The sequence below is a fragment of the Planococcus sp. CPCC 101016 genome (assembly GCF_007859295.1).
Taxonomy (GTDB): Bacteria; Bacillota; Bacilli; order Bacillales_A; family Planococcaceae; genus Planococcus.
The window spans coordinates 377,869-402,986 of the sequence record NZ_VOHB01000002.1; the positions used below are offsets into that span (position 1 = coordinate 377,869).

Genomic DNA, 25,118 nt, shown 5'->3' on the forward strand with positions numbered 1-25,118 from the left:
CCATAACCATTTAAAAATTCAGAAAATAAAGTTAAAATGAGAAATAGAACACTTGTCAGAAAACCTTACATGTATATTAAGGTGTAATGAATAAGGGATAAAAGTTTTAAAAATAGAAGGGGGAACTTTTGTGGGGTTAAATAAACTTAGAACATTGGCTGTAGGAATAAGTCTCGGTGCGTTATTGTTATCAGGTTGTGGCAATTCAGAGGATACGGCAGGAAGTGGAAGTGATGGAGCCGCAGGGGAATTTCCGGAAATGACTATTACTTTTAGCCACAATCAACCATTAGAGAGTCCAGAGCACGTGGGTGCAGAAAAATTCAAAGAAATCGTTGAAGGTGAATCTGATGGGAAAATAACAGTTGAAGTTTATCCAGCCTCACAACTCGGAAGTTTAAGAGAACAAGTTGAATCTACTCAAATCGGTGAAATCGATATAACTATGCAGCCTTCAGCTGTCGTGAGTCCGTTTGTAGATGATGTGAAATTAATTGATCTTCCTTATTTATGGCCAAAAGAAGCAGAAGAAAAATATAGAGTTCTCGATAGTGAAGTGGGTGATGAAGTTTTAAGCACACTTGAGTCGGGTGGTTTTGAAGGGCTGGGATTCTGGCCGGGAGGTTATAAGTTATTCACCACTCAAAATACGCCCATTAAGTCTCCAGAAGACTTGCAAGGTTTAACTATGCGTGTAATGGAGTCTCCGCTATTGATTGAACAATATAAAACATGGGGAGCAAATGCGATTCCAGTACCTTATGCAGAAGTATACAATTCATTGCAACAAGGAGTAGTGGACGGCCAAGAAAATCCTTTGCAAACTATTTTCTTAAACAATTACCATGAAGTACAGAATAATATAATCGAAGGTTACCATGGAACTATGACTTATCTTTTGATGGCAAATCAAGGATGGTTTGATGGTTTATCGGATGAAGTCAAAGAATTAATCCTTCAAGCTGAAGAAGAAGGCAAACAAGCCGCCAGAACAGCACTTAGCGAAACAGAGGAAGATTACAGACAGCAAATTATTGATTCGGGAGTTGAATATTACGAATTGACAGATGCTGAAATTGAAAAGTTCAGAGAAGTTTCTGAGCCCTTCCATGAAGAAGTCTATAATACTCCTGAACAATTGGAATTGTTGAAGAAAGTGAAAGAAGAAATAGAAAAAGGTGCAAATTAATTTAATTAAACAGTGAGCAAGAGATGAGAATACATAACTGCATTCAATAATCTCTTGCTTTTTTTGTTATTTACTTTCTACATAACCAGGAACTTGTCCTTTGTCCTACTGGTTTGAAGTATATTCGATTAAGAAAAGGTGATGTTATGAATATATTGAAGAAATGTGAAGATTTTTTCGTTGGATCGGCTATTTTAGCTGCAACAACAGTTCTATTCGTAAATATAATTTTACGTTATTTCTTTTCTGCAAATACCTCATGGGCTGAAGAATTTATTAGATATGCAATGATTTGGATTGCTTTCATCGGTTCAAGTATCTGCTTCCGGAGAGGGATTCATGTCGGTATCGATTTATTAATAAACTACTTTTCAAGCAAAGGAAGTTCTTTATTACAAATTTATATTAATCTAATTTCTCTTATTTTCATGTTCTTTCTTATAAAATACGGAATTGATTTAGTAATGTTTAGTATGAACTCAGGACAAATCACGCCCTCACTGGAAATTAAAACCTTTTGGATTTACTTGGCGATTCCGCTGGGAGCATTGTTATCTGTGATTCACATTTTACATCAAACATACCTGCTATTAAAAAATGGCAAATTGAGTGAGGAATAAAAAGGAGAAGTTCTTATGCTTATAACCTTGGGTGTTTTACTAATATTATTTTTATTCACCAGCGTACCTATTTTTATTTCATTAGGTATGGCTGCTTTTCTCTCAGTAATATTTCTCAGTACAACTGAACCAATGGTGCTGATTCAGCGATTATTTGGAGGGATCGACCAATTTGCTCTTATGGCACTCCCCTTCTTTATCTTAGCCGCTAATATTATGGATGAAGGAGGATTATCGAATCGTATTCTAAAGTTTTCACGCGCTCTAGTCGGTCATTTGGCAGGTGGGATAGCCTTAACTACTCAAGTAGCGAGTATGTTCTTTGGAGCACTTTCTGGCTCAAGTCCTGCAACTGTAATCGCTATCGGCAAAATCATGTATCCAGACTTAATAAGAAATGGCTATAACAAGACCTTTTCAGCCGGTTTGCTAGCTTCAGCAGGATCAATTTCACTTATTATTCCACCAAGTATCACACTTATTATTTTTGGGTCAGTTACCGGCGTATCTGTTGGAAGTCTATTTATCGCAGGAATTGGAGCAGGAATAGTGTTTGGCCTCTCATCGATTATTTATATCTATATTTACGCAAAACGTCACAACATACCTAAAGATAAAAAAGCTACAGGAAAAGAACTGCTCCGATCCTTTGGGAAAGCATGGTGGGCTTTATTAATTCCAGTAATTATTCTTGGCGGTATTTACTCAGGTATATTTTCTCCTACCGAAGCAGCAGGAGTTTCAGCTGTTTATGCATTTGTTATTGGATTTTTCGTTTACCGAGAACTGACAGTAAAAAAGTTTTGGGTCATTTGTATAGAGTCCGCAATAACTTCTGCGCAAGTATTGGTTTTAGTCGCGGCAGCACAGGTGCTTGGCTGGGTGCTGACTAGAGAGAGATTGCCCCAAATGGTGGTAGAGCTAATAACAACAAATATTACCTCAGTAATTGTTTTCTTATTGTTGCTTAACGTAATCCTATTAATTATGGGAATGTTTATGGAAGGAGTAGCAGCGATTATTGTAACTGCACCATTAATTTATCCAGCTGCCATGGCTCTAGGTGTTGATCCCGTACATTTAGGTATCATTATGATAGCAAACTTAGCTATTGGTATGTATACCCCACCTTTTGGAATAAATATATTTGTGGCACAGACTATAACAAAAATGAGTTTGAGTGAAATGATGCCCGGACTTATGAAATTTTTAGCCTTTAATCTAATAGGACTCATGGTGATTACTTACGTACCTGAAGTTTCTTTATTCTTGGTTAATTTATTAAATTAGTGATAAGGAGGCTATAAAAATTTGGAAAAGCCTGAAATGATTCAGCTTATCGAGAGTCATCGTTCTATAAGGAAGTTTCAAGATAAACCCATTGAAGAGGGGATTTTGGAAACAATTCTATTGGCTTCACGCTGGGCGCCCACCTCTCATAACATGCAAGCTTACAGCATTATCACCATAAAAAATCCTGAATCTAAAGATAAATTGAGTGTATGGTGCGGCAAACAACGGTATGTGAAAGAATGCCCAGTATTCCTGGTTATTTGCGCAGATTTTTATAGGCTCCATATTGCTTCAGAAATGCATTCAGAAAAAGCAGCTCTCGATGAAATAGAGAATGTCATAGTAGGAGCAGTTGATGCAGCCTTGGTCGCAGAAAATATTCTATTAGCTTCAAGAGCATGTGGGCTTGGCGGAGTAATGATCGGTGGAATAAGAAATAACCCAGAAGCAGTTTCGGATTTACTGAATCTGCCGAAATACGTATTTCCTGTCATGGGAATGTGTCTGGGTTATCCGGATCAAAATCCGTGGCAAAAGCCGAGAATGCCGGTAAAAGCAGTTTTTCATGAGGAAAAATATCAAACTAACCTTATTCCCAAGGCCTTACATGAATATGATGCTATTATTTCTGAGTACTATTCACTGCGAACTAATGGGATTCGGACAAGTGGTTGGACAGAACAACTTTCTTCTTATATTTCTACACCTAGAAGAAAAGAACTTAGTGATTTTCTTAGGAAAAAAGGCTTTGATTTAAAGTGAAGGCGGTGCTGAAAAGTGGGAGAAGAGGTTTCGTTTACAGCGACAGGTGACAGCTTTATTACCAGAAGATTGCCGGTAGAGCCATCTTTGGAATTTGAAAAGGTGTCAAAAATTATTCTTGAAAGTGACTTTCGGTTTACCAATTTTGAAATGACGACACCAGAAGAGGATGGCATCCCTTCGGCAGTATCTGGAGGAACGTGGGCAAGAGCAAAACCAGAAGTAGTAAAAGATTTAAAGAAATATGGCTTTAATTGTGTAGCTTGGGCTAACAATCATACTTTGGATTATTTATACACAGGGTTGTCCAAAACAAAAAAGCAATTGGAAAGCGCCGACTTTATTCATGCAGGAGCAGGAGAGAACTTAGCGGAGGCTAGTTCACCTAAATACATTGAGACTAAAGCCGGAAGGATAGCGCTGATTGCAGCAACTTCGACGTTTCATGAGACATGGATTGCTGGTGAACAAAGAAAAGACTTGCCTGGACGCCCTGGTGTAAATGGCTTGAGACATATTAGCCAATTTAAGGTTAATGAAAATGATTTATTAGTTTTAAAAGAAGTTGCAAAAAAAGTCGGAATTAATGCCAGTCGAAATCTGGACATATTAGAAGGTTTTCTACCTAAAGATAAAGATGGAGAAGTAGTTTTTGGCCATTATAGATTCGTAGAAAGTTCTCACTCTGAATTAAAAAGAATTTTAAATAAAATAGATATGGATAGAATCATTAATACTATTCACGAGGCAAAGAGGCAAGCAGATTACGTTATAGTGAGTCTGCATTCCCATGAAATGCAAGGTGAAGACAAGCAGCTCCCTGCCGATTTTATAGAAGAAGCTTCTCGAATTTTCATAGACGAGGGTGCTCACGCCGTATTAGGGCATGGACCACATATCGTTAGAGGAATAGAAATTTATAAGAAGAGACCCATTTTCTACAGTTTAGGAAACTTTATATTTCAAAATGATACGGTAGAAGTTCTCCCGTCTGACTTTTATGAGAAATATAACTTGTCTAAAGACAGCAATGTCGCTGATGGGATGGATATGAGAAGTAAAAATAATACCATTGGATTAAGTGTAAATCCACTTGTGTGGGAGTCTATCATTCCTTGTTGGAAAATGAAAGATGGAGAGCTAACGGAGTTGATCCTGCATCCCATTGATCTAGGCTACCAAAAAAAACGCTATCAAAAAGGATGGCCGGTATTATCAAGTGAGGGAAAAGGATTAAGAAATATTCAAGACTTATCAAAAGTCTATGGAACATCAATAGATATAAAAAACGGTATTGGCGTGGTGAAAATATAGTTTTCACAAAAAAATTGGGTATCGTAGCCAGATTTTAAATTTCTTTGTAATGAATTTTATAGTGTACAAAAACAATAAAAAAGATTTGAATATTCTGTTCTTTTGGCCAACGGAATGCAGTGTTTCTCTATTATATAATAGTAGTAGAAGGTAATAGGGAAAGTGGGGTTATAAAATTGAACAAAAACCGCATAGAAAAAACCCTGAATGAGATAAACAAATTTGGCGGTTCAGGGGTAGGAATAAATCGTCTCGCTTATACAGAAGAAGAGCAACAGGCAAAAAGTTATTTTGTTGAACTCTGTAAAAAAGAAGGCATGAAGGTCAAATGTGATAGTGCGGGAAATATTATTGCAAGAAGAGAAGGTGCTAATCCATCTCTTCCTGTCATAGCTTTTGGGTCTCATCTGGATACGGTATATGAAGGTGGAAAATATGATGGAGCAGTTGGTGTAGTCATAGCCTTAGAGATTATAAGAAGTTTAAACGAGGAAGAATTGACTACTGAACATCCTTTGGAAATTATTTCTTTTGCAGGTGAAGAGTCAGCACGCTTTGGCTATTCTACAATTGGAAGCAAAGCGATGGCTGGAATTGTAAGTAAAGAGTGTGAAGAGTTGAAAGACAATAATAACATCTTTTTAAAAGATGAATTATCTAAATATTCGTTTAATTTAGCGGGAGCTAAAAGAAAAAAAGAGGAGTTTAAAGCGTTTTTTGAAATTCATATTGAACAAGGGCCGATCCTCGAAAATGAAAATAAAAGTATTGCGGTCGTGACAGGAATTGCAGGTCCTACTCGCTATAAGTTGAAAATAGAAGGGCAAGCTTCTCATTCTGGAACTACACCGATGAGGTATCGGAAAGACGCATTTTTAGGCGCTGCAGAGATTGCCTTGGAATTGGAAACTGCAGCTAAGAAGGAAGAAGAGCATGGTACTGTAGCAACAACGGGAGTTTGTGAAGTGAAGCCTGGAGCAATGAATGTAGTTCCTGGATCAGTAGAGATGAAAATTGATATACGCGGAATTTCCAGTGAATCAAAGAATAGAGTGATCAATCAGTTACACGCTGCAATAGAAAACGTAGAAAATAGTAGGAATCTAAAGACAACAATTGAAAAGATAGCAGACGAAAATCCTATTCTACTTAACGACGAAGTGATTGAAAGCTTAAAGGATACGGCTGAAAACCTCGGCTATCCACCTCTTCTTCTTCCGAGTGGGGCGGGTCATGACGCCATGAATATGGCGAAACTTTGCCCAACGGGTTTGCTCTTTATCCCATCCAAAGCTGGCCTCAGCCATCACCCTCAAGAATATACCTCTTTGGAAGAAATAATAATCGGTGCAAAAATCTTAAAAGAAGAAGTAGTAAAATGGGCGAAAATAGTCGAAAAAGCTGGGAGGGAACAGTCATGAAAACTTACCAGTTAGAGATTCTATCGAATATCCAAGTAAGTGAAAGATATTGGCATATGACGCTGAATTCAGAGAATATTGAAGAACCAATTGTGCCTGGCCAATTTTTCAATATTAAATGTGGGGAAGACGAACTTCCTTTTTTGAGACGTCCATTCAGTATTTATCGCATCAATCAGGAAGAGAAAACAATTGAGTTTTTATATTTAGTAAAAGGAGCAGGAACTGTAAATTTAACAAAGTTTAAAGCCGACGATCAATTAGATGTTCTGGGTCCTCTTGGAATAGGGTTCAGATTGGAAGAGGACTGGGATTCAATTTTATTGCTGGCAAGAGGCGTAGGGATAGCTACTTTGGCTGCACTTGCTCAGGAAGCTGCTGCGAAAAACGTGAAGTGTGTAGCGATACTGAGTGCAAGAAGCAACAATGACTTATTGGCAGCGGAAACTTTGCAGGGATTTGGGGCTACAGTAATAAAGGTTACCGAAGAAGAAGGCACGAGTGGTGTTGAAAATGTCCAACGTTTAGTCGAAGAATTGATAGTCGAGCACGGGGTTAAAGCAGCGTTCACATGCGGATCGATGAGATTATCAAGACTGTTGCAGAAAATTACTTTTAAAGAAAACATACCTGCACAAATTGCTTTGGAAGAACATATGGGTTGTGCTATGGGAGTCTGTTATGCCTGCGTTTGCAATATTCGGGAATCCCATGGAATAAAATCGGTCCGCGTATGTATCGAAGGACCGGTTTTTGATTTAGAAAAGGTGGTTTTAACATGATGGATAATTTGAGTCTAGATATTCAAATTGGGAGTCTGCACCTGAAAAATCCGGTGATGCCAGCTTCCGGAGCATTCGGTTTTGAGATGGAGTCCATTCTTGATTTTAATGAACTTGGTGCTTTAGTACCGAAAAGCATAACGAAATATCCGAGAGGTGGGAATGATACACCCAGAGTTTGTGAAGTTACAGGTGGAATGATCAACTCAATCGGAATACAAAGTAAAGGTCTCCCTTATTATTTGGAACACATTATACCACAATACCAAAAATACGATGTGCCGTTAATAGCAAGTATTTCAGCTGATTCTATTGAAGAGTTTACAGAGATGTCTGAAATTATTGGAGCTAATCCGGCTGTGTCAGCTATAGAATTAAATATTTCCTGTCCGAATCTAGAGGGGAATGGCAAGGCGTTTGGAATGGATGGAGATCTTTCTTTTGAGCTTATTCAAAAAGTGAAAAGTGTAACCGATCAGCCTTTAATTGCTAAACTAACTCCGAATGTAACCAGTATTCAAGAAATTGCCCTTGCATGTGAAGAAGCAGGAGCAGACGGTTTAAATGTAGCAAATACTATATTGGGTATGGCGATAGACATTCATACAAGAAAACCTAAAATCGGAAATGTTATGGGGGGAATATCGGGACCAGCGATTAAACCGATTATAGTAAGGTTGATTCATCAAGTCCGAAACGTAACAACATTGCCCATAATTGGATGCGGGGGAATTATGAATTCAGATGATGCAATTGAAATGATTCTAGCAGGCGCAAGCTCTGTACAAATCGGTACCGCTAACTTTATAAACCCTTTAACAATGATTGAAGTTTTAGAAGGAATAAAAGAATATATGAGAAGGTATGAAATTTCCGATATAAATAATCTGGTAGGGAAAGTGAATCTTCCTTCTTCTACAAGCACTCTATATTAATTAAATGGACATGGGGGGATAAGGAAATGACATGGGATCATATCATTGAGAATGGGAGTATTGTAACTCCAGAAAACACCTATACAGCCGATATATACATTAAAGATGGAAAAATTTTCTCAATTTCAAAAGAGAAATTGGAAGGAGAAGCCAAGGAAAGAACAAACGCTAATGGCCTCTATGTTCTTCCAGGATTAATCGATACTCACATTCACTCAAGAGACGGTGGGTCGACATACAAAGAAGATTTTTATCATTCTACTCAAGCTGCTGCAGCCGGAGGTATTACTACGGTATTTGAAATGCCCAATACTAATCCTCCTGTGAGCAACGTTGAAAATTTCGACAAACAATTAAAAAACTTGGGCTCCAAAGCCCATGTAGACTTTGCAATGTGGGGTATTTGTTTAGGAGACTTAAATTTAAATGACATCAAAGATTTAAACAAATGTGGAGTAATTGGTTTTAAATACTTTTGGGGTTATGCAGTAGATAAAAATAATTATCGACTGATCTATGATTATAAAGAAGGAATGAAAGATGTAATTCCACCCAGCGACGATGGAGGAGTCTATCGTATGCTTGAAGAAGTAGCTAAGACCGAGAAAACATTTGCTATTCATGCAGAAAATAGCGATTTAATTAATCATTTGACTACAGAAATGAAAAAAACAGGAAAAAATGATTATGAGACCGTTTTGGCAGGAAGACCAAGTTTAGCTGAAGAGATGACCATTCAAGCAGGAATCGCCATGGCTAAAAAAACGGGAACACGACTTCATATCTTGCATGTAAGTTCTGCAGAAGGTACAGAAACAATAAAGAAAGCTCAAGAAGAAGGTTATCCTATCACTGCTGAAACTTGTCCTCATTATCTATTTCTAACAAATGAAGATTATGAAAAAATTGGGCCTTCTATGAAAGTGTACCCTCTTGTGAAATACAAAGAAGATCAAGAGAGAATTTGGCAAGGAATTAGAGAAGGAACTTTTTCGTTCGTTTGTTCAGATCATGCTCCTCATACAGAAGAGGAGAAACAAGGAGACCTATGGACGGTGCCTGCAGGAATGTGTGGCGTAGAATCTTTAGCCCCTTTAATGTTGAATTCGGTATCAGAAGGGAAAATTTCTCTTCAGCAATTGGTGTCTCTTCTTTCCACTAATCCTGCTAAACAGTATGGAATATTCCCACAAAAAGGAGCTCTTCAAGTGGGTTCGGATGCCGATATTACAATTGTAGATATGGACAAGCAAATGGTAATAAAAAAAGAAAATCTTCACAGTAAAAGTAAAGTAACAGCATTTGATGGTTTTGAAATAAAAGGAATCCCTGTAATGACGATTGTAAGAGGAACAATAGTGATGAAAGATGGAGAGATTATAACAGAGCCACTTGGTAAGCTGATAAAATCCAAATAAATCAGTAATTCAATCAGTATAAAAAAAGATGATGTCTGAAAAGCAGACATCATCTTTTTATGCATTAACGATTCACTTTCAATGAAGACACATAGTCAAGAAGGTCTTTAAGCGGCATATCCGCCATCGAATCCAGCCGGTGTTCAACATCACAAAAATCCATCGTATGGGTTACTTTGTTTGGAACAATGACGCAACCCATGCCCGCTTGTTTGGCGGCTGTTGCGCCATGAGCGGAATCTTCAAAAACGAGGCATTCTTCCGGAGGCAAGTCCAGACATTGGGCAGTTTGGATATACAGAGCGGGATCGGGTTTTACTTTTTCCACATCGTCCGAAGTACGGATGCAGTCAAAGTAATCGAACAGCTGAAGGTTCTTCAAATGGCTGGAGACCCAGCGGTAACTGGAGCTGGAAGCCAGCCCGATTTTCAATTCCATCTCTTTTGCAATCTGAAGGTAATCCAGTACACCGTCACGGGCTTTTTCGAGGGCCAGTGTCGAATGGAATTTCTCTTCATACTGTTCCTGAAGAAGGGCATGTTCTACAGGCTTTCCGATCTCTTCTTCCATATAATGGAATGGAGAAAACCCGCTATGCGTGCCGATTTCTTGTTGCCAGCGTGCCAACGGCAATTCGCTGCCGTGTTCGCTGAACATTTCCTGAAGAATGTGGTATTGATGGGTTTCGGTATCAAAAATCAAACCGTCAAAATCGAATATGATTGCTTTTATCATAAGGCACTTCCTTTGCTGGTTGAGTGATGATTTTCATCTATTTGGACTTAAATTAAAGGGAATTCTCTAGAATAACTTTCACCCGACTTATAAATCACTCCTGTAAAGCATCTGGTTTATGTCAGCAGTTTCGTGACTTCCCGGGAAATGGCATGTGTGTTGATAGAGGATTCCACTTGTTTATGTTTCACGCATTCCATGAATTCCGCCAATTCGTAGTACATCGTATCGAATTCATGAGCTACCGATAAATCTTCTGTCCCGCCATCTCGGTATTTAATGGTAATGTGTTTCGGGTCGCTGATCCGGTCGATTTCAATTACACCGTTTTCGCCTTGAATTTCACTTGGCATAAACGAATCCGAAATCTTGGAATACATAACGACTGCTTCCATGCCATTGTAATTCAAAATCATGCTTCCTTGTCCGTCGGCGCCTGTCGACAGCAGGTAATTGTTTTTAATTGCCTCTTCCGGTGCTCCTGCCAAATGAACGACGGGGGCAATGCAGTAGACGCCTAAGTCCATTTTGGCGCCGTTGCCGAGTTCGGGTTTGAAGGCATTTTCAATGATGCCGTTTTTGTAATTGTCATAGCGTGATGAATATTGATTGTAATGGAAGACAAAACGGCGGATTGGTCCGATTTTGTCTAAATTTTTCTTCAGACTTAGGAAAGACGGAGTCACCGTAGATTTCATTGCTTCCATATACGTCATTCCGTGTGTACGTGAAGCTTCAATGACTTTATCCATTTCTTCGATCGACGTAACGGCAGGCTTCTCGCACAAAACGTGAATGCCATGCTCCATAGCGAGTATGCTTTGCTGCGCATGCAAGGCATTCGGGGAGGCGATATAAACTGCCTCAATGTCTCCGCTAGTAAACATGGCTTCCATATCGGTGTAGACATTTTCAACTTCGTTTTTTTCTGCAAATGCGCGCCCAGTTTCCATCTTACGGGAATAAATAGCTCCGATGGCGAACTCAGGATGCTGCTTCGCCGCTTTGATAAATCGATCTGTAATCCAATTCGTTCCGATAATTCCAAACTTCATTGCAATTCCTCCTGTAGCCTACTGACTGATTATCTTATCTTCTATTCTAACCTAGATTTTTATAAAGAGAGAAGCAACTCCCATTTTCATCAATAATTATAAAAGTGGCTACCTTTTGGCAGCCACTTCCATAGAGTCAGTCAAAATCTTTTTTCTCCCATTCATCATCTGGAATTTCCAAGTCTTCGCCCGAAAAACGTTCTTCCTTGAACGGATCAGCGTTCATGTGGAAGCCGTTTTGCTCCCAGAAGCCGGGCTGGTTCTCATCGATGAATTCAATGCCGCGGACCCATTTAACACTTTTCCAGAAATACAGATGCGGCACCACAAAGCGCAGCGGATAACCGTGCTTGGCAGTCAACGGCTCGCCGTCAAGTGAATAGGCAAGCAATACATCTTCCCGGTCCAAGTCGGACAGAGCGACATTGGTGGTGTAGTCATAATCGCCGTGAAGCATGACATAGCCGCTCTTCGGTGTCACTCCCAATTCTTTCATCAAATCGATGAACCGCACGCCAGTAAATGTATTGTCGAAGCGGGACCAGCGTGTTACGCAATGGATGTCACGGGTGACGGTCGTTTGCGGCATCTTTAGTAAGTCGTCATAGCTCAATGTGACTTCCTTATCGACCTGTCCAAAAATTTTCAAGGTCCAGGTTGCCATATCATAGACGGGCACTTCGCCTTCGTGAAGGACTGGAAAGCGTTCCGTCAGAACTTGCCCTGGCGGCAGGCGCTCAGCTAATGAAGGGTCTACGACAGGGACACGTGTACGTTTGATTCGATCGGCTTTGCTTAATTTCATGTGATCACTCCTTTAAATTAACTAAAAAACTCTTCCGCTTAATAAGGGAAGAGTGGTTGGCTGCTGGTGAAATTCTCTTCCTTATCTTTCAGAGCATCAAAACTCTGCTGGATTTGGCACCATTCCAGTCAAATTTACTGGCGGTTGCCGGGCGTCATCGGGCCATTCCCTCTGCCTCTCTTCATAAGGTTGGATATATGTAATTGGTTGGGTGATGCCTCTCGCTTGTGGCGCAAAAGAAGAGAGAATCTCCACGGATTAAAGTTTCTCTTTATTCTACCCAAATGAGCAGTTTCTTACAAGATTATTCGGAAAATTATTTAGCTTCTCTTTAGCTGACGTTATACTGGAGGTATGCAAAGAATTTACAGTCATCGGTCGGCTTTATGTGAGACCTATAAGGAGTCCTATAAAATGAAAAAAATGATTGGCATGATAAGCATAGTCTTTCTATTGAGCGGCTGCGGCAGTACATCGGCTAAAAAAGACAGCGAACTGCTGGTTTCGACAGCCTCGAGCCTGACGGAAGTGATGAAACAAATGGAAGAGGAATTTCATCAAGTGGAACCAGATATTGAACTGTCCTTTAATTATGGATCTTCCAGTAAGCTGAGAAACCAAATTGAACAAGGTGCACCGGCGGATTTGTTTTTATCGGCAAGTGAAAAGGATATGGAACTGCTCGAATCGCAGGAATTGATCGATTCGGAAAGCAAAGCATCTTTCGCTGAAAATCGTCTTGTTCTCGCTTCTCTGGAAGAGTTCCCGGCATCGAAAGATTTTGCGGAGATTGTGATAAATTCAGAAGAAACCATTGCGGTCGGCGAGCCGGACAGTGTACCGCTTGGGGATTACACAAAGCAAGCATTGGAAAGCCAGGCTTTGTGGAAACCGCTTGAAGGCCTCCTTATTTATGCAAAAGATGCGCGGCAAGTCGTAACCTATATTGAAAGTGGAAATGCGGAACTGGGCATCATTTATTCCTCGGATGCGGCTATTTCCCGGGAAATAAACGGCACGCTTGAAATGCCGGAGCAGGGGGGTCCGGTTGTTTACCCGGGTGCTGTCGTGGCAGCTTCTGAAAAACAGCAGGAAGCAGAAGCTTTTCTGGAATTTGTTGCCGGTCCCAAAGGACAGGCTATCCTTAAACAATACGGTTTTATGCCTGCACTTGAGGAAAAGAAATGATGGCATATGACTTGTCTCCTCTTTGGTTATCGCTGCGAGTTGCCGTTATTTCCACGTTTTTTGTGTTTGTGGTCAGCCTTGCACTTGCCCGGCTAATGAACCGGCGTGAATTTTTCGGAAAAAGTTTTGTTGAAGCTTTGATTTTGCTGCCGCTGGTATTGCCGCCTACAGTCATCGGCTTTGGATTAATTGTCTTGTTTGGCGTCAATGGCCCGCTTGGTATTCTGCTGGAGCAATGGTTCGGTTTTCGAGTGGTCTTTACCTGGATTGGTGCGGCAATCGCTTCGTTTGTTGTATCGTTGCCGCTGATGTATCAAAGCGTCCTGGCGGCTTACGAAAAAGTGGATCCACGCTGGGAAAACGTTGCGCGGACGATGGGTGTCTCCGAGTGGCGAATTTTTAGGACCATCACCTTGCCGCTTGCCTGGTCGGGAATTCTCGCAGGGCTCATACTGGCTTTTGCACGGGGAATCGGCGAATTCGGCGCTACGCTGATGATTGCCGGCTACATTCCAGGAGTTACGGAAACAGTGCCGCTGGCGATTTACTTTGCCTATGAGGCAGGGGATATGGAGAAAGCCATGTTTTGGGTGCTGATTATTTCCTCGCTTGGGGTGGCTGCCATCACCTGGGTCAATTATTGGCGCAAAAAGAACGCAATTCGCATTGGAAGGGAGTGAGTCTATGCTTAAAGTGGATTTTCAAAAGCAATTGGACCATTTTAACTTGGTGATGCAGTTCGAGCTGGACCGGGAAATCATGGCACTGGTCGGCTCTTCCGGTTCAGGTAAAACCACTTTGCTGAATTGTGTGGCGGGCATCGCTCATCCGGATGCAGGAGAGATTACATTGAATGGGACGGATTTTTTCAAAGACAAACAAAAACCGATGAAAATCCAAAAAAGGAAAGTCGGTTATTTGTTCCAGGATTATGCGCTTTTTCCGCATCTGAATGCTGAACAAAACATCCTGTATGCATTGTCGCGTGGGACAGATGTTTCGCATATCACCGAATTGACGAAGATTTTGGGAATTACGGAACTATTGAGCAAATATCCGCACCAGATTTCGGGCGGTGAGAAGCAGCGTGTGGCACTGACACGGGCTTTGGCTGCACAGCCGGACATCCTGCTGCTTGATGAACCGTTTTCCGCTTTGGATGACGCCAACCGCGACCGCTGCCAGAACGAATTGCTGCGGATCCATGAGCAATGGCAGATTCCAATCATCTTTGTAACTCACCGGATGGCGGATGCCGAAAAGCTGGCGGACCGTGTGATCCGGGTTGAAAAAGGGAAGATGGCTGAACAGCTGGTATTTTGATGTCCATGGTAAGCTTAGATTAAGGAAGAAATGACTTGGAACTTCAGACAGATGGAAAGTGGGAATCAAAGTGGATGAACGCTATTCAAGACAAACCCTATTTAAACCGCTTGGCCAGTCCGGCCAGGAAAAACTAGCTCTCTCGACTGTTGCCATCATCGGCTGCGGAGCTTTGGGTTCGGCCATCGCTGAAACATTGACTCGCGCCGGCATCGGAACGATTCATTTAGTTGATCGTGATTATGTCGAGCTGTCGAATCTGCAGCGCCAGCAGCTTTTTACTGAAAAGGATGCACAGCAGATGCTGCCGAAAGTGGCAGCGGCAGAAAACAGGCTGAAAGCTATCCGCAGTGATGTAAAGCTGATCACGTACCTCGAGCATTTGGATGCAGCCGGAATGGAAAAGTTGGCGGCTGTCAGTGACTTGATTTTAGACGCAACCGATAATTTCGAAACCCGCCTATTGATCAATGACGCTTCTGTAAAATACGGAATGCCGTGGATTTATGGTGCTTGTGTCGGCAGTTCTGGCGTCGTCTTTCCATTCATTCCTGGAGAAAGCTCCTGCTTCCGCTGCCTGCTGCCGGTGCTTCCGGCAATCAATGAAACATGCGATACGGTCGGCATTATTTCACCCGCCGTACAGGTGACAGCGGCCCTTCAATGCACAGAAGCGTTGAAATGGCTGAGCGGAAACCACGATGCGATACGGAAAAAAATCCATCATTTCAATTTATGGGACAACAGCCAGCTGGATATCGGCGTAAAGCGCATAAAAAATCCGGACTGCCAAACATGCGGCCACAATGCCGTATTCCCGTCGCTTACCGAAACAGGTGTAAGCACTTATGCAGTTTTATGCGGTCGGGACGCTGTACAGATTTTGCCGGATCCCAATCGCCCCATTACCTTGGACGATGCCGAAAAAGCCGGCAACCGGCTGGAAGCCGGAATTAAGCGAACGCCTTATTTTGTGGAATTGAAGGTCTTCAATCACCGCATGGTGTTGTTCGGCAATGGCCGGCTGCTCATTCACGGCGTCCATAATGTGGCGGAAGGAAGAAAGTTATATCATCAAGTATTTGGATGAACAGGAGGGGGAGTTTGTATGTCGGAAATATTCAAAGGCGGTTATCAAGTGCGTGTGGCGGTATTGACGGTCAGTGATACGCGTACAAAAGAGACAGACACTGGAGGCCAGCTCGTACAACGGCTCGCCCGCAATGAAGGGCTGGAAATCGTGGATTACGAGGTAGTGGCAGATGATATAGCGGACATTCGAGTCATTGTTTCCGAGTGGCTGGAAAAGGATGAGATTGATGTAATTGTCACTACTGGAGGCACGGGGATTGCCAAGCGCGATGTCACGTTGGAGGCGATAGAGCCTTTCTTTGAGAAGACAATTGATGGGTTCGGAGAACTGTTCCGTTACGTCAGTTTCTCTGAAGATGTTGGGACAAAAGCACTTTTAAGCCGTGCGGCGGCAGGGGTAGCAAATGATAAAGCGATTTTTGTCCTGCCAGGATCACGTGGTGCAGTAAAGTTGGCGATGGAAAGGCTGATACTGCCGGAAGTTCAGCATATCCAATCCGAATTGACTAAGCACCACGAACCGCGTACATAATCGGCTGGTGACAAGAAAATTGATAATAGAGTAAATGCCAAAAGCCTATGAATCCGTCAGTAACGTGACAGATTTATAGGCTTTTCTGTGTAGTTGATTAAGCGGTGAAGTTGCCGTCATAGCTCAGCATAACAGCAGATTTTACACCAATCATTTCAGAAATATGGTTGATGAAATCCATATCTGTATCTTTGACGCGTACTTCATAGGTAACTTCAAAATCATGGTCGGAAGAAATTGATTTTGACTTGATCAAATGCTTTTTAACACTTGCTGAAAGCAACTTCTCTAATGGGTTTTCGATTTCATTGTCATTGTATTTGACGATCAGCAGATAAGGATTTTCGATTTTGATTTTGTTGACGAAAATGATTAGGACGAGGCCGATCAGCAGTGCACCGACGATTGCCAGCAGAATGAATCCCGCTCCACAAAGAATTCCGGAAACAATGGTCCAGAACAGATAAACGAGATCCATCGGGTCTTTGATTGGTGTTCGGAAGCGGACGATTGACAGCGCCCCGACCATCCCGAGTGACAACAGGACATTTGTTGATATTCCCATAATAATGAGGGTAGTGGCCATGGCCATGACGATCAAGGAGATATTGAAGCTATGTGAATAAATGACACCGGAAAAGGTTTTCTTGTAAATCATGTAGATGAACAGGCCGATGGCAAAAGACACCACCAATCCGATCAGTGAATCCGTAAGTGAGAAGCTGCTGGTGTTTTCCAAAAAACTTGATTTGAAGATATCACTAAAATTAATGCTTTCCATTTTTTCTTCCTCCAATATGTTGTTCTTTTTTTAAGTGATTTGACAATCAGCCATACATTCGGCTGATCTGGTATTTCGAGTAGGCGCCTGCGCGCATATCGCTGACCTGCAGCAATTGCTTAATGACGTTCGGCAAGAACTCATCGAACTTCACTTCCAGGATGACAACATCAGGCTCAGTTTCTACCATTGTGATGTTGGGATTGAGTACGTCATTGTTCCGAAGGCTGGTTTTGATGGAGCTGTCGAAAGTGACGCGGACATTGCCGTATTTGTAAATGAACACTTCCCGTTCGTAGTCGACGACGGTAAGAGGCTTTAGCTGCAGCAGGTTCATCTGCCAGTACAAATCTTGAATGAGTGACCGCGAGTCTGTCTCCATCCACTCTAAATCTCCTTTTCGGATCTTTTCGTATTCTTCGGCTGTCATCAAGCATTTTTGTTTATACGTGAGGTTGTTGCGTTTGCTTTTTTTCTCCAGATTTAGAAAGCTGGTGTTCGAGTCATACAGCCTTACACGAAATTTGTCTCGTTCGAAAAGTCCTTCTTTTTTTTGGTTCATCACTTTATTATCGAAGTTGTCGAAATAGACGCTTCGGATGCAGTAAGTCCCGTTTTCCTTAGCATGGGGATCTATCTCCATATAATGTTTCAATTTGTTTCTCAGTAGGTAGCAATCCATCTTGGTCATTTCATGCTTGATTTCTCTGCGGCCTTGCATGCCGTTCAAAGATTGTGCTTTCATCTTCATACTCTCCTTTTGTGTGTCTTTCGTATAACCTTATTATTGGGGCAGAACCTTAAACCAACCTTAAAATTATTTTTAGATTTAATTATTTGTTTTGATGCTGTTTTGCAAACCAGATTTGTCTGTAGTCTCCTGCAGTTATTTCTTTAAGGTTATTTCTTCTATGAATTTCTGCAAGCTAAAAGCCCGCAAATTTTTGCGGGCTTTTAATATGGCAACTTTACTTTAAAGGTAGTACCGGCCTTTTCGTTCTGGAATGCGGCAATGGTCCCACCATGGTTGATGACAATCCATTGGGCGATTGATAAGCCAAGGCCTACTCCGCCGTTTTCTCTGGAGCGGGCTTTGTCTACACGATAGAAGCGGTCAAAAATATAGGGAAGATTTTCTTTTTCAATGCCGCGTCCATTGTCGTTTACTTCAATTGCAACTTTCTGATCTTCTGTATAGGTCTTAACGGAGATTTCCTGTTTTTCATCGGTATACTTTAAGGCATTGTCCAATAAGATAACTAATAATTGATGGAGCCTCACTTCATCGGCTTTAATCTGCACACTGCAGTTTAATTCCAGCTGCAATGTTTTATTCTGTGACTCGGCAATTTCAATATAGGGTGCACTGACACGCTCGATGAATTCATCGACGTGGAGGGTTTGTTTATCCAACTGGATTTCTGCGGAATCGGCCCTTGCCAAGGTCAACAAATCGGAGGTCAGTTTGGATAAGCGTCTCGTTTCCGATAAGCTGAGTGCGATGTTTTCGAATTTCTGCATGATTTTTTGTTGCGGTTCCATAAGCAGAAGCTCAAGTTTGTTCTGAATGATCGTTAATGGCGTTCTCAATTCGTGCGAAGCATTTTCCACAAATTCCGCTTGCTTGTTCCAAGACTGAATAATGGGCTGCATCATTTTTTTTGATAGAATGTAGCTGGCGGAAATTGACAGGATAATAAAAATTAATGAGCAAATGATCAGCAGTCTGCCGAAGTTATCGAGAATGGTCTGTTCGGCGTCGATATTGACTAATATCTGTGTGTAGGCGACGTCATCTCCTATCGTCTCATCTTCAATAAGAAGATATCGGAACGTATATTCATCATCAATCGAAGTGTTGGTGATGGTGTTTAATGTCTCGATATCAGGTGTGTAATCCTGAAAGACATTTTCATATAGAAAAGTCCCGATTTGGTCTTCGTTGACGATGTCACCTTCTGCATTCCAGTCAATTATGATAATTCGCGGGTTTACGTCTCTAGGAGGTCCTTGTTCTGGGCGGTTTTCTTCTTCAGGAGCAAGAGGAGAACGGAAATCTGTGACATTATCACTTGCAACGAATTCCTGGGTCCTTTGCAGTTCCTCATCGGTTTCTGAAAAAAGTGTATTTTGAACTTGATGAAAAATAATGAACCCGAAGATTGTGAAGATGATACTAAAGGCGATCAGGTTCAAAATCATAAAACGCAATTGTTGCTTTCGGAAAATAGGCTGTCTATTCATGCTCGTCACCGGACTCCGACAACATATACCCCAATCCACGGAAAGTTTTTATATAATGGTCATAATTGAATTTTTTGAGGGTTTTCCGCAGGTTGCTGGCATAAACTTCGACGACGGTAGTGGAAGTGTCCGATTCAAACCCCCAAATACGATCGAAAATCTGTTCTTTCGTCAAAATGATATTTTTATTATTGACCAGGTATTCCAGTAAATCGAACTGCTTGCCGTTCAGTTTGACGGGTTCCTCACCTAAATAAGCAGTCTTGTTTTTGATGTTCAGTTTCAAGTCCTTGAAGGAAAGGGTATTTTGCTTCAACTCGCCCCCGGATCTTCTGACAATAGCTTCAAGGCGCAGCAATAATTCTTCCCGGTGAAAAGGTTTGGCTAGGTAATCGTCAGCACCGGCTTTGAAGCCTTGGATCTTATCTCCGATGCCGTCCTTTGCTGTCAGCATGATGACTGGCGTCGTGATGTTTTGGCTTCTGAGTTTCTTTAACACTTCATAGCCATTTAGATATGGAAGCATAATGTCCAAAATAATGCAGTCAAAAATATTCTGCTCGGCTAAAAATAATCCTTCTTCGCCATCAAAGGCCTGTTCTGTATGGAACATTTCCTGCGTGGTTTCTTTAATGGTGTCGGAAAGAGTGTGGTCGTCTTCAATGATCAGTAATTTCATTTGAGGTTCTCCTTCAGTAATTCTGAGATAAAGTTGATTATAGAACTAAGTCTGGAAATTGCAAACTATTTTACGAATTTCTTTTTCTCCCGTATTTTTAAGGTTTTGTTAAGGTTGCGGTCCAATAATGGGAAGCAATGGGAGCGCAAAGCGTCCTTCAATAACCAGAGGAGTGGAAAAGATGGCGAAAAATAAAAGAATGTTTAAACTGGCGGCAACGCTTTTAAGTGCCAGCCTGTTATTTGCCTGCAGCAACGAGACAATTGATAATCAAGCATCGGAAACGGCAACTGCCGATCCGGTGATTGCTGAAGAAATGACGGCCTTGGTCAATGAGGCAGTAGTTTACGGAGAAGATGATGAATACACAGACTGGGAAGATGAAAGTCCGTTCGAAGTCGAACTGAATGGCACCGATGCTGACTTCGCTTCAACTTCGGCCATCATTTATGAAGACAATGTGCTGACGATTAAAGCGGGAGGCACGTATGTGTTCTCCGGAAGCTTGGACGATGACCAAATCGTTGTGGATTCGGAAGACAAAAAAACCGTAAGGCTGGTGCTGAATGGTGTGGAGATCAATTCTTCCGATAGTTCCGCCATTTATGTTAAAGATGCGGAGAAAGCAGTGATTTCTCTAGTGGAAGACACAGAAAACAGCATTTCCGATGGCTCCGAGTATGTATTTGAAGATTCTTCAGAAGATGAGCCGGATGCCGCGATTTTCAGTAAAGCAGATCTGACAATCAACGGCTCTGGAAAACTGGCCGTGACAGGCAATTATAACGATGGAATTGCCAGCAAGGATGAACTGAAAATTACTGGAGGAGATATCCAGGTGACTGCGGCGGATGACGGCTTGAAAGGGCGTGACCTTGTGGCAGTTAAAGCGGGAACCTTTGCTATTAAGGCAGGCGGCGATGGCATCAAGTCTACTAATGATGAAGACGCGACCAAAGGAAGCATTGCACTGGAAGGCGGAACATTCGATATCACCTCCGGCAACGACGGCATCCAGGCAGAAACGTCCTTGTTGATTACGGATGGGGCATACACGATTGCCGCTGGGGGAGGCAGTCCCGAAACCATAGAAGCTGCTGCGGGCGACGTTATGCCGGGAACGCTGCAGGAAGCACCCGTAGAAACTACTGAAGAAGAAACGGAAAGCACAAAAGGCATTAAGGCAGGCAGTGCAATTGAAGTGAGCGGAGGGGTATTTGCCATCGATTCTCTGGATGACGCTGTGCACAGCAACGGTGATGTGGTGATTGCCGGAGGACAATGGGATCTTGCCACCGGAGACGACGGTGTTCATGCAGATGCTTCACTTGTTATCAAAGATGGTTTGCTTGCCGTAACGAAGAGCAATGAAGGTATAGAAGGAGATCAAATCACGATTGATGGAGGCACGATTGATGTGACGGCAACGGATGATGGCATAAATGTTAGTGGAGGTACATCAATGGCACCTGGGATGGGTCAGGAGACTGAAGAAACTGCAGAAACCACCGAGACTGAGACTGAAACAGAGACCGAGACGGAACAAGAACTTGTGACTTTGTTGACGATCAATGAGGGAGCTGTCACAGTCGATGCCAGTGGAGACGGCATTGATTCGAATGGCTCAATTGAAATGACCGGCGGTATGGTCATTGTCAACGGTCCTACTGAAAACATGAATGGTTCTTTGGATTACGATGGAGACCTTAACGTTACAGGAGGGACTTTAATAGCGGCTGGGAGTTCAGGGATGCTTCAAGCAGCTTCTGAAGATTCTGATCAAGCTTCTGTAGTGATGACTTTCCCCGAAACTCAAGCAGCTGGAACCATAGTACATCTGCAGGACAGCGAAGGAAACAACATTGCAACCTTTGCTCCGGCGAAGGATTATCAGGCCATAATGATCAGCTCTCCTGATCTCTCTGTTGATTCTTCGTATACCTTTTCTTCAGGAGGTACCTCGGCTGAAGAGCAAACGAACGGTCTATACGCAGATGGTGGATATGAGGGTGGAACAAAGATCCTTGACTTCGCCATCACGGAGCAGGTCACCTGGTTAAACGAAAGTGGGGTCACAGAAGCTGGCAGTTCAGGAGCCGGTGGAGGTCCAGCTGGCGGCGGATTTAGCGGAACGCCACCTGAAGGCGGTGCCGGTGGTATGCCGCCTGGCACTGACATGGATGAGGAAACCATGGAGAAAATGCAGGCGATAAGAGAACAGCAAATGAATGGGACAATCACAGAAGAAGAAGCCCGGGAGCAAATGGCCGAACTTGGCATCGAAATGCCGGAAAGACAATAAAGTATTCCTAAAACAAAACAGCCAGGGAGAAGTGAATCATTTCTCCTCGGCTGTTTTTCATGTTCATTAACCCTTACGTTGGGTGAATAGAAGTAGTCCGTTCGGCAGTTACAGTCAGTCTCGCGCGTAATCGCCGGATTTCCCTCCGGTTTTCTGAAGCAGCATAGTCGGACCGATAACCATTTCCTTGCCGGCGGCTTTGCACATGTCATAAATCGTCAAAGCAGCAGCGGAGGCGGCAGTGAGAGCTTCCATCTCGACTCCTGTGGGGCCTTTCGTTTTGACTTCGGCAGTCAACAGGACTTCGAAATGATTGGCGTCTTCATCGACATTCCATTGAAATTCAATGTCGACGCCGCTGAGAGCCAAAGGATGGCACATCGGAATGATCTGTGCGGTGTTCTTGGCAGCCATGATGCCTGCTACTTGTGCGACGGCAAAGACATCGCCTTTTTTATTTGTGCCTTCTTTGATTTGCTGGTAGATTGCTTTATTCAGCAGGACAGAAGTGGTGGCACGGGCTGTGCGGACACTGTCTTTCTTTTCGGAGACATCGACCATTTTCGCACGTCCTTGAGCATTAAAGTGAGTCAGTTCTGACAACAGAATCATCCTTTCAGTAGTAGGTGTTTTCAGTATAGCATGACTGATGGAGATTCTTTTTAAGCACTTAAAAACGCCTTCAATTGCTCATAAGTTTCATCAGGCGCTTCTTCTGCAAGATAATGACCGCAGTCGATTCCGCGTCCTCTTACATTCTCTGCCCAGTCTCTCCAGACATCGAGTACATTATACCAATTGGGCAATGCGCCTTTTTCACCCCATAGAACAAGAACGGGACAAGCGACTTTTTTGGTTCCCCGATCTGCTTCGTCCAGCTCGGAATCGATTGTCGCACCCGCTCGGTAATCTTCACACATGGCATGAATCGTTCCGGGATTATGGATGCCCCGCCAATATTCCGTGAGCGCCTCGGGATGGAACAGGTGGCGCGTGCCCTGGAAGTAGAAGTTGTCCGGACTCGCGCCAATGACCCGTTCCGGAAAATCAAAAGGCTGGGCGAGAAAAAACCAATGCCAATAGCCCATAGCAAAATCTTTATCCGCTCTTCTAAATGTTTCTCCAGTCGGAATGATGTCCATAACCGTGAGTTTTTCAACCGCTTCCGGGAAGTCGAGTGCCAAGCGGTAGGCACAGCGGGCTCCACGGTCGTGCCCGACAACAGCAAAGCGGTGAAAACCAAGCTGCTTCATGACTGCCATCTGGTCTCTGGCCATGGCCCGTTTAGAGTAAGTGGAGTGATCGGCAGATGATTCAGGCTTTGAACTGTCTCCATATCCCCGCAGGTCCGGCATCACGATGGTATAATCCTTTGCCAGCCGTGGTGCCAATTCATGCCACATCATGTGAGTTTGCGGATGGCCATGAAGCAGAAGCAGCGGCGGGCCCTGCCCTCCATAGCGCAGAAAAATCTCTGCTTCGCCAGTGTCGATGACCGTGGACTTGAATTCTTCAAGCAGCATAAGCTCACTCCTTTCTTTTTATTATCCCTGATTCCCTGATCAACAATTTCTGAACCATCTCGAAACGTGTTTTTGTTATAGGGAAAAGGGTACTTATGTAAAGAATAAATAGAAAATTCAATAAATTAATGTTTTACTGGCCTAAGAATAAATAAGTACAATTTTATTTTCCGGATAGGAGCTGAAAGAGTGCCAAAAAAAATACGGCAAGACTTGACTGTCGTTGTTACTGGGGCATCGAGTGGATTTGGCAAAGGCATAGCTCAAAAGCTGGCAGCAGAAGGTGCCAACCTTGTGCTGGCTGCCAGACGGACTAAGCTGATCGAGGAACTGGCTGGAGAGTTAGGCGACAATGCACTTGCTGTAACGATGGATGTAAGCCGGGTGAAAGATGTGGAAAGCTTGATGGCTGCAGCGGTTTCAAGGTTCGGGAAAGTGGATGTGTGGATCAACAATGCCGGACTTGGCATCATGGGTTCGTTCACGGATATTCCACTGAACGATATGAACCGCTTGGTCGACATCAATTTGAAAGGCATGATGTATGGAAGCCACTATGCGCTTCGCCATTTCAAGGAAAATGGAAGTGGAACCTTGATTAATATGTCTTCATTTATCAGCAGTGTGCCGCTGCCATTCGGTGCGGTCTATTGCGGGACGAAGTATGGAATTGCAGGTTTGACGGCTGGTCTGCATTTGGAGATGGAGCAGGAAGGATGGAGTGATATCCATGTTTGCATGGTACATCCGTGGGTGACCGACACGCCTTGGCCAGAACATTCCGGAAACTATAGCGGGCACGAAATCACTTTAGGTCCGGCCGATGATCCGGAGACAGTCATTGATGCGGTGATCGGGCTGATCGACCAGCCGACAGAAAGTGTGGAAATCGGCATTAAATCAAAAGCCGCCATCCTTTCCGAACATTTGATGCCGCTTGGAACTGAGAAACTGAACGGCGCTTTATTGGTGAAAATGCTTGAGGCAGCGCCGAGAGCGGAGAATACTTCCGGGAGCATCCACTCTCCCCGGCCTGAAGGGACAGAAGTATCCGGAAATATGCGGAACAGATTAAAACAACAGATTCAAAAAGGCAAACAGCAGCAATAATGATAGTTTTATTG

General features: G+C 42.8%; 25 protein-coding genes and 1 riboswitch. Of the genes, 16 read left to right on the forward strand and 9 right to left on the reverse strand.

From position 1 onward, the window contains the following. Positions 1–130 precede the first annotated feature (130 nt). The 9 genes from FQV26_RS01765 to allB all read left to right on the forward strand — a co-directional run bounded on the left by FQV26_RS01765 (position 131) and on the right by allB (position 9,734). Entirely contained in the window at positions 131–1,189 is a 1,059-nt protein-coding gene (locus FQV26_RS01765; protein WP_261384242.1) for a TRAP transporter substrate-binding protein, read from the forward strand. 146 nt (positions 1,190–1,335) lie between these two features. Beyond that, positions 1,336–1,809, forward strand: coding sequence for a TRAP transporter small permease (locus FQV26_RS01770; RefSeq protein WP_146555659.1), 474 nt, complete (start codon positions 1,336–1,338; stop codon positions 1,807–1,809). Positions 1,810–1,824: 15 nt separating this feature from the next. After that, positions 1,825–3,099 (forward strand): TRAP transporter large permease, encoded by a 1,275-nt coding sequence (locus FQV26_RS01775; RefSeq protein ID WP_146555660.1) that lies wholly within the window; start codon positions 1,825–1,827, stop codon positions 3,097–3,099. A 21-nt stretch (positions 3,100–3,120) separates the two neighbouring features. Beyond that, positions 3,121–3,864: an oxygen-insensitive NADPH nitroreductase gene (gene nfsA / locus FQV26_RS01780; RefSeq protein ID WP_261384243.1), complete on the forward strand. Its 744-nt coding sequence runs from the start codon at positions 3,121–3,123 to the stop codon at positions 3,862–3,864. 15 nt (positions 3,865–3,879) lie between these two features. Then, complete coding sequence (locus FQV26_RS01785) at positions 3,880–5,178, forward strand: CapA family protein (RefSeq protein WP_146555661.1); 1,299 nt, start codon at positions 3,880–3,882, stop codon at positions 5,176–5,178. Positions 5,179–5,354: 176 nt separating this feature from the next. Beyond that, entirely contained in the window at positions 5,355–6,599 is a 1,245-nt protein-coding gene (locus FQV26_RS01790) for a Zn-dependent hydrolase (RefSeq protein ID WP_146555662.1), read from the forward strand. Next, entirely contained in the window at positions 6,596–7,381 is a 786-nt protein-coding gene (locus FQV26_RS01795; protein WP_146555663.1) for a dihydroorotate dehydrogenase electron transfer subunit, read from the forward strand. The genes FQV26_RS01790 and FQV26_RS01795 overlap by 4 nt, the downstream gene beginning before the upstream one ends. Then, complete coding sequence (locus FQV26_RS01800) at positions 7,378–8,316, forward strand: dihydroorotate dehydrogenase (protein WP_222433889.1); 939 nt, start codon at positions 7,378–7,380, stop codon at positions 8,314–8,316. Before FQV26_RS01795 ends, FQV26_RS01800 begins: the two co-directional genes overlap by 4 nt. Positions 8,317–8,342: 26 nt before the next feature. Beyond that, entirely contained in the window at positions 8,343–9,734 is a 1,392-nt protein-coding gene (allB, locus tag FQV26_RS01805; RefSeq protein ID WP_146555664.1) for an allantoinase AllB, read from the forward strand. Between the two features lie 64 nt (positions 9,735–9,798). Here allB and FQV26_RS01810 read toward each other — a convergent pair whose 3' ends face one another. From FQV26_RS01810 to FQV26_RS01820, 3 genes are all read right to left on the reverse strand, one after another. Beyond that, the gene (locus tag FQV26_RS01810; protein WP_146555665.1) at positions 9,799–10,470 is read right to left on the reverse strand and encodes an HAD family hydrolase; all 672 of its coding nucleotides are present in this window, start codon (positions 10,468–10,470) and stop codon (positions 9,799–9,801) included. Between the two features lie 116 nt (positions 10,471–10,586). Continuing rightward, positions 10,587–11,525 (reverse strand): Gfo/Idh/MocA family protein, encoded by a 939-nt coding sequence (locus FQV26_RS01815; protein WP_146555666.1) that lies wholly within the window; start codon positions 11,523–11,525, stop codon positions 10,587–10,589. Positions 11,526–11,661: 136 nt separating this feature from the next. Next, positions 11,662–12,330, reverse strand: coding sequence for a sulfite oxidase-like oxidoreductase (locus tag FQV26_RS01820; RefSeq protein ID WP_146555667.1), 669 nt, complete (start codon positions 12,328–12,330; stop codon positions 11,662–11,664). A 78-nt stretch (positions 12,331–12,408) separates the two neighbouring features. Further along, positions 12,409–12,520: riboswitch (SAM riboswitch) on the reverse strand. A gap of 224 nt (positions 12,521–12,744) precedes the next feature. Here FQV26_RS01820 and modA point away from each other — a divergent pair. The 5 genes from modA (at position 12,745) to FQV26_RS01845 (ending at position 16,465) form a co-directional block, all read left to right on the forward strand. After that, positions 12,745–13,518 (forward strand): molybdate ABC transporter substrate-binding protein, encoded by a 774-nt coding sequence (gene modA / locus FQV26_RS01825; RefSeq protein WP_146555668.1) that lies wholly within the window; start codon positions 12,745–12,747, stop codon positions 13,516–13,518. Continuing rightward, positions 13,515–14,198 carry a molybdate ABC transporter permease subunit gene (gene modB, locus FQV26_RS01830; protein WP_146555669.1) on the forward strand — a complete coding sequence of 228 codons (684 nt, stop codon included), beginning with the start codon at positions 13,515–13,517 and terminating at the stop codon, positions 14,196–14,198. The genes modA and modB overlap by 4 nt, the downstream gene beginning before the upstream one ends. A gap of 4 nt (positions 14,199–14,202) precedes the next feature. After that, the gene (locus tag FQV26_RS01835; RefSeq protein WP_146555670.1) at positions 14,203–14,841 is read left to right on the forward strand and encodes an ATP-binding cassette domain-containing protein; all 639 of its coding nucleotides are present in this window, start codon (positions 14,203–14,205) and stop codon (positions 14,839–14,841) included. A gap of 70 nt (positions 14,842–14,911) precedes the next feature. Then, positions 14,912–15,931: a ThiF family adenylyltransferase gene (locus tag FQV26_RS01840; RefSeq protein WP_146555671.1), complete on the forward strand. Its 1,020-nt coding sequence runs from the start codon at positions 14,912–14,914 to the stop codon at positions 15,929–15,931. Positions 15,932–15,949: 18 nt separating this feature from the next. Further along, a complete protein-coding gene (locus FQV26_RS01845; RefSeq protein WP_146555672.1) occupies positions 15,950–16,465 on the forward strand; it encodes a MogA/MoaB family molybdenum cofactor biosynthesis protein in 516 nt (171 codons plus the stop codon). Between the two features lie 97 nt (positions 16,466–16,562). Here FQV26_RS01845 and FQV26_RS01850 read toward each other — a convergent pair whose 3' ends face one another. From FQV26_RS01850 to FQV26_RS01865, 4 genes are all read right to left on the reverse strand, one after another. Next, positions 16,563–17,246, reverse strand: coding sequence for a DUF4956 domain-containing protein (locus tag FQV26_RS01850; RefSeq protein WP_146555673.1), 684 nt, complete (start codon positions 17,244–17,246; stop codon positions 16,563–16,565). A gap of 46 nt (positions 17,247–17,292) precedes the next feature. Next, a complete protein-coding gene (locus tag FQV26_RS01855) occupies positions 17,293–17,991 on the reverse strand; it encodes a polyphosphate polymerase domain-containing protein (protein WP_146555674.1) in 699 nt (232 codons plus the stop codon). A gap of 209 nt (positions 17,992–18,200) precedes the next feature. Then, positions 18,201–19,490, reverse strand: coding sequence for a sensor histidine kinase (locus FQV26_RS01860; RefSeq protein ID WP_146555675.1), 1,290 nt, complete (start codon positions 19,488–19,490; stop codon positions 18,201–18,203). Beyond that, positions 19,483–20,169, reverse strand: a complete 687-nt coding sequence (locus tag FQV26_RS01865) for a response regulator transcription factor (RefSeq protein WP_146555676.1) — start codon at positions 20,167–20,169, stop codon at positions 19,483–19,485. The genes FQV26_RS01860 and FQV26_RS01865 overlap by 8 nt, the downstream gene beginning before the upstream one ends. Positions 20,170–20,350: 181 nt before the next feature. Here FQV26_RS01865 and FQV26_RS01870 point away from each other — a divergent pair, with 181 nt between their 5' ends. Beyond that, on the forward strand, positions 20,351–22,471 hold the full coding sequence (locus tag FQV26_RS01870; protein ID WP_146555677.1) for a carbohydrate-binding domain-containing protein: 2,121 nt from the start codon (positions 20,351–20,353) through the stop codon (positions 22,469–22,471). Positions 22,472–22,585: 114 nt separating this feature from the next. Here the strand turns inward: FQV26_RS01870 and moaC are convergent, their stop codons facing one another. Both moaC and FQV26_RS01880 read right to left on the reverse strand, forming a co-directional pair. Beyond that, positions 22,586–23,074, reverse strand: a complete 489-nt coding sequence (gene moaC / locus FQV26_RS01875; protein ID WP_146555678.1) for a cyclic pyranopterin monophosphate synthase MoaC — start codon at positions 23,072–23,074, stop codon at positions 22,586–22,588. 59 nt (positions 23,075–23,133) lie between these two features. Further along, on the reverse strand, positions 23,134–23,994 hold the full coding sequence (locus tag FQV26_RS01880) for an alpha/beta fold hydrolase (protein ID WP_146555679.1): 861 nt from the start codon (positions 23,992–23,994) through the stop codon (positions 23,134–23,136). Between the two features lie 189 nt (positions 23,995–24,183). Here FQV26_RS01880 and FQV26_RS01885 point away from each other — a divergent pair, with 189 nt between their 5' ends. Beyond that, positions 24,184–25,104 carry an SDR family oxidoreductase gene (locus FQV26_RS01885; protein WP_146555680.1) on the forward strand — a complete coding sequence of 307 codons (921 nt, stop codon included), beginning with the start codon at positions 24,184–24,186 and terminating at the stop codon, positions 25,102–25,104. The last annotated feature ends 14 nt before the right edge of the window (positions 25,105–25,118 follow it).